The 15,578-nt window shown below is 57.0% G+C and carries 10 protein-coding genes; 3 read left to right on the plus strand and 7 right to left on the minus strand.

Annotated features, from left to right (window positions below; translation table 11 throughout):
* Window positions 1-98 precede the first annotated feature (98 nt).
* The 3 genes from wzc to IM267_RS10190 are packed head-to-tail and all read right to left on the minus strand — an operon-like array spanning window position 99 to window position 3,850.
* The gene (gene wzc / locus IM267_RS10180) at window positions 99-2,261 is read right to left on the minus strand and encodes a tyrosine-protein kinase Wzc (RefSeq protein WP_193033330.1); all 2,163 of its coding nucleotides are present in this window, start codon (window positions 2,259-2,261) and stop codon (window positions 99-101) included.
* A 2-nt stretch (window positions 2,262-2,263) separates the two neighbouring features.
* Window positions 2,264-2,707 carry a low molecular weight protein-tyrosine-phosphatase Wzb gene (wzb, locus tag IM267_RS10185; protein WP_063450260.1) on the minus strand — a complete coding sequence of 148 codons (444 nt, stop codon included), beginning with the start codon at window positions 2,705-2,707 and terminating at the stop codon, window positions 2,264-2,266.
* Between the two features lie 6 nt (window positions 2,708-2,713).
* Entirely contained in the window at window positions 2,714-3,850 is a 1,137-nt protein-coding gene (locus tag IM267_RS10190; protein ID WP_022648641.1) for a polysaccharide export protein, read from the minus strand.
* Between the two features lie 693 nt (window positions 3,851-4,543).
* Between IM267_RS10190 and IM267_RS10195 the strand changes: the two genes are divergently transcribed.
* Entirely contained in the window at window positions 4,544-6,127 is a 1,584-nt protein-coding gene (locus tag IM267_RS10195) for a TerC family protein (RefSeq protein WP_063868350.1), read from the plus strand.
* 90 nt (window positions 6,128-6,217) lie between these two features.
* Here the strand turns inward: IM267_RS10195 and asmA are convergent, their stop codons facing one another.
* From asmA to udk, 3 genes are all read right to left on the minus strand, one after another.
* Window positions 6,218-8,068: an outer membrane assembly protein AsmA gene (gene asmA, locus IM267_RS10200; RefSeq protein WP_193033331.1), complete on the minus strand. Its 1,851-nt coding sequence runs from the start codon at window positions 8,066-8,068 to the stop codon at window positions 6,218-6,220.
* A 23-nt stretch (window positions 8,069-8,091) separates the two neighbouring features.
* Window positions 8,092-8,673 carry a dCTP deaminase gene (gene dcd, locus IM267_RS10205; RefSeq protein ID WP_006811250.1) on the minus strand — a complete coding sequence of 194 codons (582 nt, stop codon included), beginning with the start codon at window positions 8,671-8,673 and terminating at the stop codon, window positions 8,092-8,094.
* A 91-nt stretch (window positions 8,674-8,764) separates the two neighbouring features.
* Window positions 8,765-9,406: a uridine kinase gene (gene udk / locus IM267_RS10210; RefSeq protein ID WP_000130320.1), complete on the minus strand. Its 642-nt coding sequence runs from the start codon at window positions 9,404-9,406 to the stop codon at window positions 8,765-8,767.
* 342 nt (window positions 9,407-9,748) lie between these two features.
* Here udk and IM267_RS10215 point away from each other — a divergent pair, with 342 nt between their 5' ends.
* Window positions 9,749-13,078 carry a diguanylate cyclase gene (locus IM267_RS10215; RefSeq protein ID WP_193033332.1) on the plus strand — a complete coding sequence of 1,110 codons (3,330 nt, stop codon included), beginning with the start codon at window positions 9,749-9,751 and terminating at the stop codon, window positions 13,076-13,078.
* Here IM267_RS10215 and alkA read toward each other — a convergent pair.
* On the minus strand, window positions 13,043-13,915 hold the full coding sequence (gene alkA, locus IM267_RS10220; RefSeq protein ID WP_193033333.1) for a DNA-3-methyladenine glycosylase 2: 873 nt from the start codon (window positions 13,913-13,915) through the stop codon (window positions 13,043-13,045). The genes IM267_RS10215 and alkA overlap by 36 nt on opposite strands.
* 130 nt (window positions 13,916-14,045) lie before the next feature.
* Between alkA and yegD the strand changes: the two genes are divergently transcribed.
* Window positions 14,046-15,398 carry a molecular chaperone gene (yegD, locus tag IM267_RS10225; RefSeq protein ID WP_193033334.1) on the plus strand — a complete coding sequence of 451 codons (1,353 nt, stop codon included), beginning with the start codon at window positions 14,046-14,048 and terminating at the stop codon, window positions 15,396-15,398.
* The last annotated feature ends 180 nt before the right edge of the window (window positions 15,399-15,578 follow it).

Here is a 15,578-nt window from a genome sequence, read left to right on the forward strand (position 1 = left end):
TAATTTAACGGGTACCTCCTACATATAGAATTTATTTTTGGTCGCTAGTTTATGATGTGTATAAGTCACAGGGGGTGTGGGGTGTGGGGTGTGTTTTGTTATTTAGAGTCAGACTTGTATTCGTACTCGTAATAGCCGTAATCCTGATACCCGGTCGCGCGGCGGAAGATGGAGTTCAGGATGACCCCTTTCACCTCAATGCCGTTCTGCTCGAAGCGGCTCAGGCTGGTTTCCACTTCCTTCAGGGTGTTCACCGCATAGCGTGCAACCATCAGCGTGGTGCCCGCATGACGCCCCACGACGGCGGCGTCAGTGACGGCCAGAATTGGCGGGGTATCGATCAGCACCAGGTCATAGTTTTTGCTCGCCCACTCGATCAGCTGCGTGAAGCGCTCGCTCATCAGCAGTTCAGACGGGTTCGGCGGCACCTGACCGCGCGGGATCAGGTCAAATTTCGGAATCGACGTCGGCTTGGCGCTCTCGCTGATTTCCCCTTTCCCGAGCAGGATTTCGGACAGGCCGTTAACGTTGTTGGTCCCCAGCAGCTCATGGGTGTAGCCCTTACGCATATCGCAGTCGATCAGCAGCACGCGCTTGTTGGTCTGGCTCACCACCGCCGCCAGGTTGGCGCAGACGAAGGTTTTACCGATTGACGGGCTCACACCGGTCATCATCAGGACGTTGTTTTTGGCCTGCATCATGGCGAAGTGGAGGCTGGTACGCAGGCTGCGCACCGCTTCAATCGCCAGGTCGGTCGGGTTACCCACGGCCAGCAGCTGGCTCTGTTTGTAACGCTTCACGCCCTTAACGGTTTTGACGTTGTCACGCGACTTCTGCCACTCGGAAAGCGGGATGCTGGCGTAAACGCTGATACCGTGCTCTTCCAGCACCTGCGGGCTTTCGATACCGCGGTTGAACAGGGAGCGCAGCAGCACGCCGACGATGGAGAGCATCAGGCCGAGAATAATGCTGCCGAAGATAATCAGCGCCTTCTTCGGCTTCAGCACGCCCGGCTGGGTAATCGCCGGGTCAACGATACGCACGTCGCCGACGGTGCTGGCTTCGGTGATTTTCAGCTCCTGCTGTTTGTTCAGCAGCTGCATATACACCTGCTGGCCAGATTCCACGTCACGCGTCAGACGCACGATTTCCTGCTGCGTCTTCGGCATCGCGGTCACGCGGTCGTTCAGCTTCGCCTTCTCTTCTTCCAGCGTGCGGCGTTTCTCCAGCAGCGTGCGGTACGCCGGGTGACGCTTGGTATAGAGCTTGGAAATTTCCGCCTCTTTGAAGGTCAGCTCGTTCAGCTGCGCGTCGATATTGACCATGGAGTCGAGAACCGATTTCGCCTCCAGCGGCAGGTCGACGGAGTCTTTATCCTGACGGTACGCGTTCAGCTTGTTCTCGGCGTCGTCCAGGCGGTTGCGCACTTCCGGCAGCTGTTTACTGAGGAACGCCAGGCTTTTCGCGGCTTCCGCAGACTTGCGCTCGATATTCTGCTCAAGATAGTTGCGGGTGATGCTGTTCAGGATGTCGCGAATTTGATCTTTATCTTCACCGGTGAAGGTCATGCTCAGAACGCCGGTGTCCTTGCCGTTTTCGGTAACGGTCAGGTTGTTTTGCAGATTGTTGATCATCCCGAGCGTGGAGAACTTGGTGACCGTAAACTCACCGCCCTCGTGCGCGTGGATGGCGCCAACCCGGATGCTCACGCCGTCTTTGGTCAGCATCTGCCCCACCTCACCGCGCACGCTCAAGCCCGCGTCGCTGGTCAGCTGATACTGTTTCGGTCCCAGCACGGTCAGGGTAAAGGTTTGGTCCCCTGCCCCTTTTGGAATCACGAAGTCGGTGACTTTTACCGTATCGTTACTGCGTCCCATCAGGCGATCCCAGCCTGCGCCAAATACCGGGAAGGTATTTTTGGTGACCGCAATATCCAGCCCCAAATCGTGAACCGTTTTGCCCAGAACCAGGCGCGACTGGATCAGCTGAATTTCAGCTTCCGACGCCGGTGGCTTATTGGCCAGCGCCGAGCCGATATCCTGAACCAGTGAGTTACCGGTATTTTGTTCGATCTGCACCAGCGCATCGGCGCTGTAAATCGGCGTCGCGAACAGCGTATAAACGATCGCCGCCACGGCAAAAACGGCGGTAATACCCAGCACCCACCATTTCGCTTCAATAACAGTCCCGACAAGACGACCGATATCGATTTCATCACTGCCCGACGTCGGGGCGGCAGAAGGTTTTGTTTTTTCTGTCATTGTTATCCCTGCTGAGCTTTCAGTGCCTGCGCCCACTGGCGGGCAGACTGGTCTAGTAAGGTGTATACCGCCTCAAAGGCCTCGCGGCTCTTGCGATACGGATCGGGAATTTCGCGCTCACCATCCCAGTGACCAAACAGCATCACCTTGCCGCGCATCTCCGGTGCGATATCGCACAGCGCGTGAATGTGGCGTTTTTCCATCGCGAGGATCAGGTCATATTCCCGGCACATCCGGCCAGAGACCTGACGGGCAACGTGCCCGTCGAGTGAGAGGTTATGTTCAAGGGCTACGCTTGATGCACGCTCGTCGGCACCTTTTCCAACCAGCGCGCCAAGCCCTGCGGAGTCGACCGTTAACGCAGGCTGGTAATTCTTCAGCAGCCTTTCAGCCGTGGGGGAACGGCAAATGTTCCCCACGCACACCACCAGAATTTTGTTAAACATCGCGGCTTACCAGGTATGAATGTCGCTCGCCGTATCCGTCATGTAGCGAACGCCACTGATGGTAGGCAGCAACTGGTTGATCAGACGGTTCCAGCGGGCAACCGGCGCGGTGGTGACGTAGACCACATCGTATGGCTGGAGACGGAACGACGTTGCCATGACCAGAGACGTCGCGTCGGACATATCCAGCTGGTAGATATTGGCAATCTTGCCCTTCGCGTTCTCGCCTTTGATTGGACGGATCACGAAGATGCCGCTGGCGTTGGAGGCGGTCAGATCGATGCCTTCCGCATTGCCCAGCGCTTCGGTCAGGGTCATACCGCTGAAGTCCATCTTGAGGGTGCTCTGTTTCTTCACTTCGCCCATCACGAACACTTTCAGATCGTCATTGCGCGGCACGTAAAGAATATCGCCCGGATAAAGCAGGCGGTTCTGGGTCAGGTCGCCGTTCTGCATCAGCGCCTGAAGCGAAATGCGCTGCTCTTTGCCGTTGTGGGTCAGCACCACGTTGCGCCAGTCGGCGCCGTCGGTTAAACCGCCCGCGGCGTTGATCGCGTCCAGAACGGTGAGCGGTACGTTGGTGATAGCCTGCTGGCCGGATTTGTTAACCTGGCCGGAGATATACGCTTTCTGGGAGCGGAACGCGGCGATATTAACGTCCACCTGCGGGTCAGCAATGTACTGCGCCAGGCGGCCGGTAATATCACTACGGATCTCAGCAAGCGTTTTGCCCGCAACGTGCACTTTACCAATGTACGGATAGAACATGGTGCCATCGGACTGGACCCAGTTACCGGTGTCGCTTGAGCTGCGGTACTGGCCCGCAGGCGTGGTCAGTTCCGGGTGATCCCAGACGGTCACGTTAATAACGTCACCCGGCCCCACGCGATACTGGTAAGAGGCAATTTCCTGGTCCAGCGACATATTTGGCTGAGCAACGTTTGGACGCGGGCGCAATTGTTCTACCAGACGTGGGGTTAATGGATAAACATTCACCATTTTGTCGAGATCAAAGTCAGCGTCCTGCTGCTTAATCACATCCTTGCCCATTGTTGACATATTGCTGCCGGGAAAGACCGTGCAACCACTCATCAAGGTCACAGACACCAATAATGGCATCAATTTCATTTTGGATTTCATCATTGATTATTTATCACTTTGGCAGAGTAATTATCCTGTGCAATTTAAATAAGCGCGGGTCGTGGTGACAATCAGAATGCAGTTAATCATTTAGCAATATAACTGGCATCAGTCCTAAAGTAAGCTTATTCATCTGTTGGCTATTGACAGAATAATTGAGGCTGATTCACACGCTTTCAGGCACGCTACCGCCCTTGGCTTTCAGTTACCAATACACTGACTAAACAATGCGTTATGGATAGACACCCTTCTGAACTTGGCCTTTTGTAGAATATATCAACCACGTCAAAGGCACGGTTGATAATGAATTACCTTCACTAAAGACCGAAACAAAAATAGCAACAAGGAAATTTAACATTTGATGCTGGGAGAATTGTTGCAGCTAACCTAATAGCAGGCAAGGAGACAACCGTCCTAATATTCGTTTTTAAGATTAATATTAAGAGCAAAGTTTTGATGTTTTCGGATTTTCTTTATATTGACAAAATTGCGCGCCAAACCATTTACTGCGATATATCCTAAATATCGTTCATTGTAATTAAATCTTCGCAATTAACTTATTTACAGCGCGCCCTAAATCGGTTTTACCTCATTGTAGCATTAAGAGAAATCTCACCCCGGCATTGCAATTTTGGTCGGCTTTATCCATGATCGAAGTGTGACATTCGTCATATAACAGAAGGTATTGCGTTTACTATGGAATGGATTGCCGATCCATCAATCTGGGCCGGGCTGGTGACGCTCGTCGTCATTGAATTAGTGCTCGGGATTGATAACCTGGTGTTTATCGCCATCCTTGCGGATAAATTGCCTCCCTCGCAGCGCGACCGCGCCCGCGTGACGGGACTTCTGCTCGCCATGGTGATGCGTCTGCTGCTGCTGGCCTCTATCTCCTGGCTGGTCACGCTGACCAAACCCCTCTTCACCGTTCAGAGCCTGAGCTTTAGCGCCCGCGATCTGATCATGCTTTTCGGCGGGCTGTTCCTGCTGTTCAAGGCCACCGTTGAGCTTAACGAGCGGCTGGAGGGGAAAGACAGCGAAAACCCCACCCAGCGACGTGGCGCTAAATTCTGGCCGGTGGTCGCACAAATCGTGGTGCTGGACGCCGTCTTCTCTCTCGACTCGGTGATCACCGCCGTCGGGATGGTTGACCACCTGGCCGTGATGATGGCCGCCGTGATCATCGCCATCACCCTGATGGTGCTCGCCAGCAAGGCCCTGACGCGATTTGTAAACAGCCACCCGACCATCGTGATCCTGTGCCTCAGCTTCCTGCTGATGATTGGCTTTAGCCTCGTTGCGGATGGCTTCGGCTTCCATATCCCGAAAGGCTACCTGTACGCCGCAATTGGCTTCTCGGTGCTGATTGAGTTCTTGAACCAGCTGGCCATCTTCAACCGCCGCCGCTTTCTCTCCGCGAACCAGACGCTGCGACAGCGCACCGCCGATACGGTAATGCGCCTGCTGAGCGGTAGAAAAGAGGATGCCGAGCTGGATGCCGAGTCCGCGGCGATGCTTGCCGACCACAGCGACGGGCAGATCTTCAACCCGCAGGAGCGCCGGATGATAGAGCGCGTGCTCAATCTCAACCAGCGCTCCGTCAGCAGCATCATGACCTCCCGTCACGACATTGAGCATATAGATCTGACGGCGCCGGAAGAGCAGATCCGCGCCCTGCTGGATAAAAACCAGCACACCCGCGTGGTCGTCACCGGCGGGGACGAGGAAGAAGAGCTGCTGGGCGTGGTGCACGTGATCGACCTGCTGCAACAGCAGCTGCACGGTGAGCCGCTCAACCTGCGCGCGCTGGTGCGCCAGCCGCTGGTCTTCCCGGAAGCGCTGCCGCTGCTCTCCGCGCTGGAGCAGTTCCGTAACGCGCGTACCCACTTCGCGTTTGTCGTGGATGAATTTGGCTCTGTGGAAGGGCTGGTGACGCTCAGCGACGTTATGGAAACCATCGCCGGTAATCTGCCAAATGAGGTGGATGAGATCGACGCGCGCCACGATATCCAGAAAAACGCCGACGGCAGCTGGACCGCTAACGGCCACATGCCGCTTGAAGATCTGGTGCAGTTCGTTCCGCTTCCGCTCGACGAGAAGCGCGAATACCACACCATCGCCGGTTTGCTGATGGAATATCTGCAACGTATTCCGCAGCCGGGCGAAGAGGTTCAGGTGGGGGATTACATGATTAAAACCTTGCAGGTGGAAAGCCATCGCGTGCAGAAGGTGCAGCTGATCCCGCTGCGCGGTGACGATGAGAGGGATTTTGAGGTGTAAAAAAGCCGGGTGGCGCTTCGCTTACCCGGCCCACGGTGTCTGGCTTTTGTAGGCCGGGTAAGGCGAAGCCGCCACCCGGCACAACAGGCATCAGAGCTTATCGAGCAGTTTTTTCACGTCCTTACCTGACTGGGACTCTTTATTGCGATCCGCCCAGTCATTCAGCCGACGTTTCGCTTCATCCTGAAGATGCTTACGCAGGATCTGATCGACCTGCAAATTGTAGTTCAGCGCCTGCCACTTTCCGTAGACGCGCAGCGGTATTGGCGTCTCTTTCAGGAACTCAACAAGCTGGCCTTCACCTTCCCAGCCGGCCTTCACGCGGACGTTGAAGCGGGTGTCAGCCGTCTCTTTCACCAGATCCAGCGCACCGTTTCCGGTCAGCGCCAGCAGAGACGAGGTTCCCTGCATCTCGTCGAGCGAGAGCTGACCGTTGTCGAGGGCAAGCTCGCTGGTAAAGCTGTCGAGACGGGTGGCGCTGTCGTAGTTTTCATTTGCCTTCACATTGCTGCTGCGCTCTACCGCCTGCTGCACCAGCTGCTGGAAGTTCAGCCCTTCCATGCGCGAATCTTTCAGCTCAACGTGCGCCCGCCCCTGCCAGCTCCGGCGGAAGGCGTCCGCATCAATCTTCGTGCCGGAGAAATCCCCCGCCAGCGACAGCTGCCCCGTCAGGGCAATCGGATAGTTAAAGGCTTTCAGGATGGTGCCAATCTCAACGTTTTCCAGACGCGGCTGGAACGCGGCGCTGGCAACGTCTTTGCGTACGTCCAGCGTGCCCGGCAGGGAGAGATTCCCGGCCCCCATTTTTCCGCTGAGCTCAGAGATAACCAGCAGGCCATTGTGGTTGAACATCTGGCTGCTGACGTCGGTAAAATCAATCCCACGCCAGCGCACGCTGTTCGCTTTCAGCAGGATGTCGGCGGTAAAGCCCCGCAGGCCGTTGTATTCAGGCCGATCGAGATTGGAGGAGATCACCGGACGCGTTTGCGTGACCTGGCTTTGCCCTACCTGCGTGACCCCCTCATCGGCTGCGTTCACCGGTTGCGAAGGAAGCAGATTCTCAAGGTTCAGCCTGTCGAATTGCAGATCCAGCACCCACTTAGGTTTTTCATCAAGCGTGACGCTCGCCTGTCCTTTAAGAGTACTGTCGTTCGCCTGGAGGTTTAGCGCGTTCAGTTCCAGCTGTTTGCGCTCTTCATGCCAGACCGCCTGCATCGTACCCTGGCCAGCGATCCCTTTTGTGGGTAAATCCGCGCCGGTCAGCTGCCAGTTGAGCTGCTGAATATCCGCCGTCAGCTGATGCGGGTAGTCCGAAGCGTTTACATTCGCGTTCATCGACAGGTTGAGATCGCGCTGATTGCGGTTGATCCGCCCGGAGAACTCCACGGTGGCGTGATGGCTGGCGTCCTGCTCCATCCTGAGGTTGATATTGCGTACGGTGATCTGCTCGTCGTCCTCGTGCTGGAAAACCAGCACGCTGTCAGCGACCTTCAGACTACCAATATCGAACGACCAGCCAGCGTCAGACGGGACGTCAGGCAAGGTGTTTTCATGCGGTTCGACCGGGGCATCCGCCTGACGAACGGCTTCGGTTTGTGGCGTAAGCTGGATCACCGCGCCCTTCAGCATCACCTGTTCGACCTGGAGCTGATGGGACAAGAGCGGGATGAGCGCGACATCAAGACGCATGTTATCCGCGGTCACCAGCGGCTGCGCGGCGCCCGGCGCGGTAAGTGACATGCGCCCGGAGAGAATGCTGAGCTGAGGCCAGACGTGCCAGCGCAGCGGCCCGTCCAGCTTGAGTTCATACCCGCTGCGCGCTTCAACCTGTCGCACCATATAGGCCCGGAAGTCGTTCGGGTTAACCAGCAGCACCAACGCTGAAAGGCCAGCCACCAGCACCACCAGCAAAATCATCAGCGTTGTCAGAACTCTTCTCATGGCTTCCTCAGTGAACTCACAGATCAGTCTTTATCGATACGACTGGCAACCGCACCCTGCTGGTCGCGATATTTTGCGTCCTGACGGCGGTTATAAGGACGGTCTGCCGGGCCGGTCAGCGGTTCGAAGCTCAACGCACCAATCATCATTCCCGGGCGAAGCGCCAGCGGCAGTTTACCGGCGTTAAAGAACTCCAGCACGATACGGCCAGACCAGCCCGGATCGATACGGTGCGCGGTAACGTGCACCATCAGGCCCAGACGTGCCAGGGAAGAGCGTCCGTCAAGCCAGCCCACCAGATCCGCCGGCAGCGTGACGGACTCAAAGGTCACCGCCAGCGCCAGTTCGCCAGGATGGAGATAAAACGCTTCGCCTTCTTCAATGACGATTTCGTCACTCATGACGCGATCCAGCGCCGCACTGACTTCGTCTTTCGGCCCGCTGAGGTCGATAAACGGTGCCGTGTGGCCGCTGAAGGTGCGGAATTTATTCCCCAGACGCACATCGACGGTCACGCCGTTAATACGCTCAACCGGCGGACGCGGGGTGATAGACAGGCGGCCTTCATCCAGCCAGGCTTCTATATCGCGGTCACAAAGACGCATGGCACTTTCTCCTTTCGTGCATCGCGCCCTGAAGCTTTACGGCGTCAGGGCAAAACCAGGTTATCTCTGAACGGTACACAATTCACGCGGCTTATTCAAAAAACTGACTGATTTTCGCTTTTAAGATGTCAATAGCAATACGGTTTTTACCGCCGCGAGGAACAATAATATCGGCGTATTGTTTTGAAGGCTCAATAAATTGCAGGAACATCGGGCGAACGGTTTTCTGATACTGCGCCATCACCGAGTCCATGGAGCGGCCGCGTTCGTTAACGTCGCGTTTGATACGCCGCATCAGGCAGATATCCAGCGGGGTGTCGACGAAAATCGAGAAGTTCATTGATTCGCGCAGACGGGCGTCGGTGAGCAGCAAAATCCCTTCAAGGATAATGACTTTCTTGGGCTCGATGCGGATCGTTTCCTGAGTGCGGGTATGTTCCACGTAGCTGTAGACGGGCAGTTCAATCGCCTCGCCGCGCTTCAGCGCTTCCAGATGCTGGAACAGCAGGCTGTGATCCATCGCACTGGGATGGTCGTAGTTGGTTTTTACGCGCTCTTCCATCGAAAGATGGGATTGATCTTTGTAATAGCTGTCTTCGGGAATAACACCGATATGCTCATCACCCACTTGTTCACGCAGTTCGCGATAAAGCGTACTGGCAATAAGACTTTTACCTGAAGCCGATGCGCCGGCGATGCCTATGATGACGCACTGATGAGACTTATCAGTCATAAATTTAGCGACCTGATTAACCTGGATGTAAGGAAGGACGACGCCGGAGCGTCAAACGCGGCAATTATAGGGATTTCGGGGGCGTGATACCAGTCGAATGCGCAGGTTATGCGAGGCGGGCTGAAAAGCGCCCCTTCTCGCCTTTAGCGAAATTTTTACGCGCGTTTAATCGCCATTTCCACACCCTTCTTCGCAGAGTCACTATTTTATAAGTCTATGAAGTCAAAATCTGAGCACTCAGCATATGAATTGTAAAATGTTTGTACTAGCATAAACCAAATTATTACTTTTACGCGTCCGGACCTGGCTCCTGACAACACGGCGTCCCTGGATAGAGCGGTAATGAATAAACAATACCAGCGGGTTTTGGTCACTACCCCACATCCTTTACTGCGGCTTGTCTGTCTGGGTCTGGTCACGTTCATCTTCACCTTATTTTCCCTTGAACTGACTCGCTTCGGTACGCTGCTGGCGCCATTGTGGTTTCCGACCTCAATCATGATGGTGGCGTTTTACCGCCACGCGGGAAAAATGTGGCCCGGCATTGCGCTCGCCTGCTCCTTTGGCAATATTTTTGCCTCGTGGATGCTGTTCTCATGGGAATCGATCAGCATCACCTACACGGCGATCAATATCATTGAGGCCACCATCGGCGCGCTGTTACTGCGTAAGCTTCTCCCGTGGTATAACCCGCTGCAAAACCTCAACGACTGGGTCCGACTCGCCCTCGGCAGTGCCGTTGTGCCGCCGCTGGTAGGCGGCATTCTGGTGCATTTTCTGGTGCCGAGCGCGGAGCCGCTGCGTAATTTTCTTTTCTGGGTTCTGTCAGAATCCATTGGCGCACTGGCGCTGGTGCCGTTAGGTCTGCTGTTTAAGCCGCATTATCTGCTGCGCCATCGCAACCCAAAACTGCTGCTGGAAACGCTGGTCACCCTGGTCGTTACGCTGGTTCTGAGCTGGACGGCAATTACCTGGCTGCCGTGGCCGTTCACCTGCATCATCGTTCTTTTGATGTGGAGCGCGGTGCGCCTGCCGCGTATGGAAGCGTTCCTGATCTTTTTATTCACCATCATGATGGTATCCCTGATGATGGCGCGAAACCCGCTCTCCATGACGCCCTCCAGCATGATCGTCACCTTCAACGCGCCGTGGCTCCCCTTCCTGATGATGCTGCTCCCCGCTAACATTATGACGATGGTGATGTATGCCTTCCGGGCCGAGCGTAAACACATCACGGAAAGCGAAGAGCGTTTTCGTAATGCGATGGAATATTCCGCGATAGGCATGGCGCTGGTGAGCATTGAGGGCCAGTGGCTCCAGGCCAACAAGGCGCTGTGCAATTTCCTCGGTTACAGCCAGTCGGAGCTCCAGTCGCTCACGTTCCAGCAGTTAACCTGGCCGGAAGATTTAAATACCGACCTGGAACAGCTCGAACAGCTGATCCACGGCGAGATCAACACCTACAGCCTCGAAAAACGCTACTACACCCGCAACGGCGAGGTGGTCTGGGCGCTGCTGGCCGTCTCCGTCGTGCGACATGCCGACGGTACGCCGCTCTACTTTATTGCTCAGATTGAAGACATCAACGACCTGAAACAGACCGAGTGGGTGAATAAGCGCCTGATGGAACGCATCACCCTCGCTAACGAAGCCGGTGGGATTGGCATCTGGGAGTGGGATCTTGAGCCAGACGTGATTAGCTGGGATAAGCGTATGTTTGAGCTGTACGAGATCCCTGCGCACATAAAGCCCTCCTGGCAGCTCTGGCATGACGCCATCGTGCCTGAAGATCGCGCGAACGCCGAACGGGTGCTGCGTGAATCACTCCAGGCCAGGGTCCCCTTCAAGCTGGAATTTCGCATTCGCGTCAAGGATGGCATTCGCCACATTCGTTCCCTGGCAAACCGGGTGCTGAACAAACAGGGCGAAGTGGAGCGGCTGTTAGGCATCAACATGGATATGACCGAGGTGAAGCAGCTGAACGAGGCGCTGTTCCAGGAAAAAGAGCGCCTGCATATCACCCTCGACTCCATCGGCGAAGCGGTGCTGTGTACCGACGTCGACATGAACATCACCTTTATGAACCCGATCGCCGAAAAGATGAGCGGCTGGTCGCAAAGCGAAGCGCTGGGTCAGCCCGTTCTGGAGGTGCTGCACATTACCTTCGGCGAGAAGGGACCGTTAATGGAAAACATCCACAGCGGCGACATGTCCCGTACCGATATCGAACAGGACGTGGTGCTTAACTGCCGGAACGGCGGCAGTTTCGACATTCACTACAGCATTACCCCGCTCAGCACCCTGGACGGCCATACTATCGGCTCGGTGCTGGTGATTCAGGACGTAACCGAATCGCGCAAAATGCTGCGCCAGCTGAGCTACAGCGCCTCCCATGATGCCCTCACCCACCTGGCGAACCGCGTCAGCTTCGAAAATCACCTGAAGCGCCTGTTGCAGACGGTCCAGGAGACCCATCAGCGTCACGCGCTGGTCTTTATCGACCTTGACCGCTTTAAGGCGGTGAACGATACGGCAGGCCACGCGGCGGGCGACGCCCTCCTGCGCGAGCTTTCTTCGCTAATGCTGACCATGCTGCGCTCCAGCGACGTGCTGGCGCGTCTGGGCGGCGACGAGTTTGGCCTGCTGCTGCCGGACTGCAACGTCGAAAGCGCACGCTACATTGCGGGCCGGCTGATTGACGCCATCAACAGCTACCATTTTTCCTGGGAAGGACGCCTGCACCGTATTGGCGCCAGCGCGGGGATCACGCTGATTGACGACAGCAATTATCAGGCTGCGGAAGTGATGTCTCAGGCCGACATTGCCTGTTACGCCTCGAAAAACAGCGGGCGCGGCGTGGTCACCGTCTATGAACCCCAGCAGGAGCGGATCCACAGCACGCGCAGCATGATGTCGCTGGATGAGCAGTGGCACATGATTAAAGATAATCATCTGCTGATGATCGCCCGCAGCGTCGCCTCGCCGCGCATTCCCGAGAGCAGCAGCTTCTGGCTGATTTCCCTGCGGCTGTGGACCAGCCAGGGAGAAGTGCTGGAAGAGCATGCCTTCCGCGCCGGGCTCGGAGAGGCGGAGCTGCTGCACGCCCTTGACCGACGGATATTCAGCGAGTTTTTCCGTACCTATGCCGCACAGGTGGCGGCCAAAGGTATGGGCGTCGCGCTGCCGCTCTCAGAGGCGGGGTTAGCCAGCGTCACGCTGGTAAATGAACTGCTCGACCTGATTACCAAAGGCCCGCTGCCGGCGCGGCTGCTGCATCTGGCAATCGCCGTCGATGTGCTGAACAACACGGATGAAAACGTGCAGCAGGGTCTGCAAAAGCTTCGTCATGCCGGCTGCCGCGTGGTGCTAACCCGCGTCGGACGCGACATGAACGTCTTCAGTCAGCTCAGCGCCACCACCGCTGATTATCTGCTGCTGGATGCAGACGTGGTGACCAACGTCCACGGCAATCTGATGGACGAGATGATGGTGACCATCATTCAGGGCCACGCCCGGCGTCTGGGACTAAAAACCATTGCCGGGCCGTGCCATCAGTCGATCATGATGGATACGCTGTCGGGCATCGGCGTTGACTTTATTTACGGCGATACCATCGGGGAAGCGCAGCCGCTCGATTTACTGCTGAATACCAGCTATTTCGCCATCAACTGACGGCGACCAGCCGTCGGTGTACCAGATATGTAATAGCGCGTACGAGCGCCACGGCTGCCAGCGCTCGGCATAGCGACGGATCTGCGCGGGCGTCATGCCGGCAAAACGCTGCTTAATCAGATAATCATCCGGCAGGAAAACGTCCTTTGCCTGCCAGCCGCGCAGGGCCAGATAGTTAGCGGTCCAGCGTCCGATGCCGGGCCGCTGCTGTAGCGCCTTCATCCCGGCCTCCACGTCCGCAGGCGGGAACAGCGGGAATTCCCCGTCCACCACCGACTGCGCCAGATGAATCAGCGACTCCGCACGCCTGAGCGGCATCCCGAGGGCTTTTAACGCCAGCGGATCCGCCGCGGCCAGCACGTCTGGCGGAGGAAAGCACAGGTAGCCCGGCGCATCCTCGATGGGTTCACCGCACAGCGCCACCACCCGCGACGCCAGTTTTGCCGCCATCGCCACGCTCACCAGCTGCCCGAGAATGGCGCGCACGCCCTGTTCGTATGCATCCATCGCCCCCGGCAAACGTAACCCCGGACGCGCCTCGCCGAGATCGCCCAGCGCCTGCGCAATTTGCTGCGGATCGCAATCAAGATCGAACAGGCGGGCGATACGGTCGAGGCAGATGTCCGCCACCGGGATCAGGCCAGGGCTGAGCGACACCGCCAGCGTATGGGTTGCGCTGTCCGGCGTAACCCGAAAAACGCCCTGCTGCCCCGCATAGCCAAAACTGCGCTCGTAGTAAGCCTCCGTGACGGTCTCCACCCCGGTGACCGCACGCGCGGCAAGAAAGCCAAACATCCACTGCCAGTCGTAGGGCGGTTGCCAGTTCAGGGTGTACATCGTCTCTCCTTTTTTATTTATCTCAGCATAAACCGAAAGATAGCGTTGCGCCTTGCTTTCATATTCCTGTTGTCGCCTGGCAGACATTTCGCTAAAGTCTCGCCCCTTCTCACCGGCATGGGGATTTATTGTGTTTATTGGATTCGACTACGGGACCGCAAACTGCTCGGTTGCGATAATGCAAAACGGACAACCGCAGCTCCTGAAAATGGAAAACGGCAGTACGCTGTTGCCGTCAATGCTCTGCGCGCCCACGCGTGAAGCGGTGAGCGAGTGGCTGTTCCGCCATCATCAGGTTCCGGCCACGGCGGCAGAATCGCAGGCGCTGCTGCGCCGTGCGGTCAGTTTTAACCGCGAGGAAGATATCGACGTTACCCCTTCCAGCGTGCAGTTCGGCCTCTCTTCGCTCAGGCAGTACATTGACGATCCGGAAGAGGTTTACTTCGTTAAATCGCCTAAATCCTTCCTCGGCGCCAGCGGCCTGAAGCCGCAGCAGGTGGCGATGTTTGAAGATCTGGTCTGCGCGATGATGCTGCATATCCGCAATCAGGCGCAGTCGCAGGTGCCGGAGACCATCACCCAGGCGGTGATTGGTCGCCCGATCAACTTCCAGGGGCTGGGCGGTGATGAAGCCAACCAGCAGGCGCAGGGGATCCTCGAGCGTGCGGCGCACCGGGCGGGCTTTAGCGACGTGGTGTTCCAGTATGAGCCGGTTGCGGCGGGGCTGGATTTTGAAGCCACGCTGACGGAAGAGAAGCGGGTGCTGGTAGTGGACATCGGCGGCGGTACGACAGACTGTTCGTTGCTGCTGATGGGGCCGCAATGGCATCACCGTCGCGATCGTGAAAACAGCCTGCTGGGGCACAGCGGCTGCCGCGTCGGCGGTAACGATCTGGATATCGCCCTGGCGTTCAAGAGCCTGATGCCGCTGCTCGGCATGGGCGGACAAACCGAGAAAGGCATCGCCCTGCCGATCCTGCCGTGGTGGAACGCGATTGCCATCAACGACGTCCCTGCGCAGAGTGATTTTTACAGCACCGCGAATGGCCGTTTCCTCAACGATCTGGTGCGCGACGCACAGGATGCCGGGAAGGTCGCCCTGCTCTATAAAGTGTGGCGCCAGCGCCTGAGCTACAGGGTGGTGCGCACCGCCGAAGAGAGCAAAATTGCCCTTTCCGATCGTCCGGAGCAGGCCGTTTCATTGCCGTTTATTAGCGACAATCTGGCAACGACCATTACCCGGGAAGGGCTGGAACTGGCGCTGGCCCAGCCGCTACAGCGTATTCTGGAGCAGGTACAGCTGGCGCTGGAGAACGGCAAAGAGAAACCGGACGTGATTTACCTGACCGGCGGTAGCGCCAGTTCACCGCTGATCAAGAAGGCGCTGGCGGAACAGCTGCCGGGGATCCCCATTGCCGGCGGCGATGACTTTGGCTCCGTTACGGCAGGGCTGGCGCGCTGGGCGCAGGTGGTGTTTAGCTAATGCGGTTGTGCCGGGTGGCGCTGCGCTTACCCAGCCTACGTTTCGAGGATCTTGTAGGCCGGGTAAGGCGAAGCCGCCACCCGGCGAAACAGCGCGCCACACTCAGACCATTCCTGACAGTCTTCCATATTTCCTTCATTTTTCCGCTGTGTTAGCTGACTAAACTAGTATCATTCCCCG

The sequence above is a fragment of the Enterobacter cloacae complex sp. P15RS genome (genome assembly GCF_014895905.1).
Classification (GTDB): domain Bacteria; phylum Pseudomonadota; class Gammaproteobacteria; order Enterobacterales; family Enterobacteriaceae; genus Enterobacter; species Enterobacter quasihormaechei.

Coding starts and splice junctions, on each gene's coding strand:
- wzc (WP_193033330.1), bottom strand. CDS start 2,261: ATGACAGAAAAAACAAAACCTTCTGCCGCCCCGACGTCGGGCAGTGAT.
- wzb (WP_063450260.1), bottom strand. CDS start 2,707: ATGTTTAACAAAATTCTGGTGGTGTGCGTGGGGAACATTTGCCGTTCC.
- IM267_RS10190 (WP_022648641.1), bottom strand. CDS start 3,850: ATGATGAAATCCAAAATGAAATTGATGCCATTATTGGTGTCTGTGACC.
- IM267_RS10195 (WP_063868350.1), top strand. CDS start 4,544: ATGGAATGGATTGCCGATCCATCAATCTGGGCCGGGCTGGTGACGCTC.
- asmA (WP_193033331.1), bottom strand. CDS start 8,068: ATGAGAAGAGTTCTGACAACGCTGATGATTTTGCTGGTGGTGCTGGTG.
- dcd (WP_006811250.1), bottom strand. CDS start 8,673: ATGCGTCTTTGTGACCGCGATATAGAAGCCTGGCTGGATGAAGGCCGC.
- udk (WP_000130320.1), bottom strand. CDS start 9,406: ATGACTGATAAGTCTCATCAGTGCGTCATCATAGGCATCGCCGGCGCA.
- IM267_RS10215 (WP_193033332.1), top strand. CDS start 9,749: ATGAATAAACAATACCAGCGGGTTTTGGTCACTACCCCACATCCTTTA.
- alkA (WP_193033333.1), bottom strand. CDS start 13,915: ATGTACACCCTGAACTGGCAACCGCCCTACGACTGGCAGTGGATGTTT.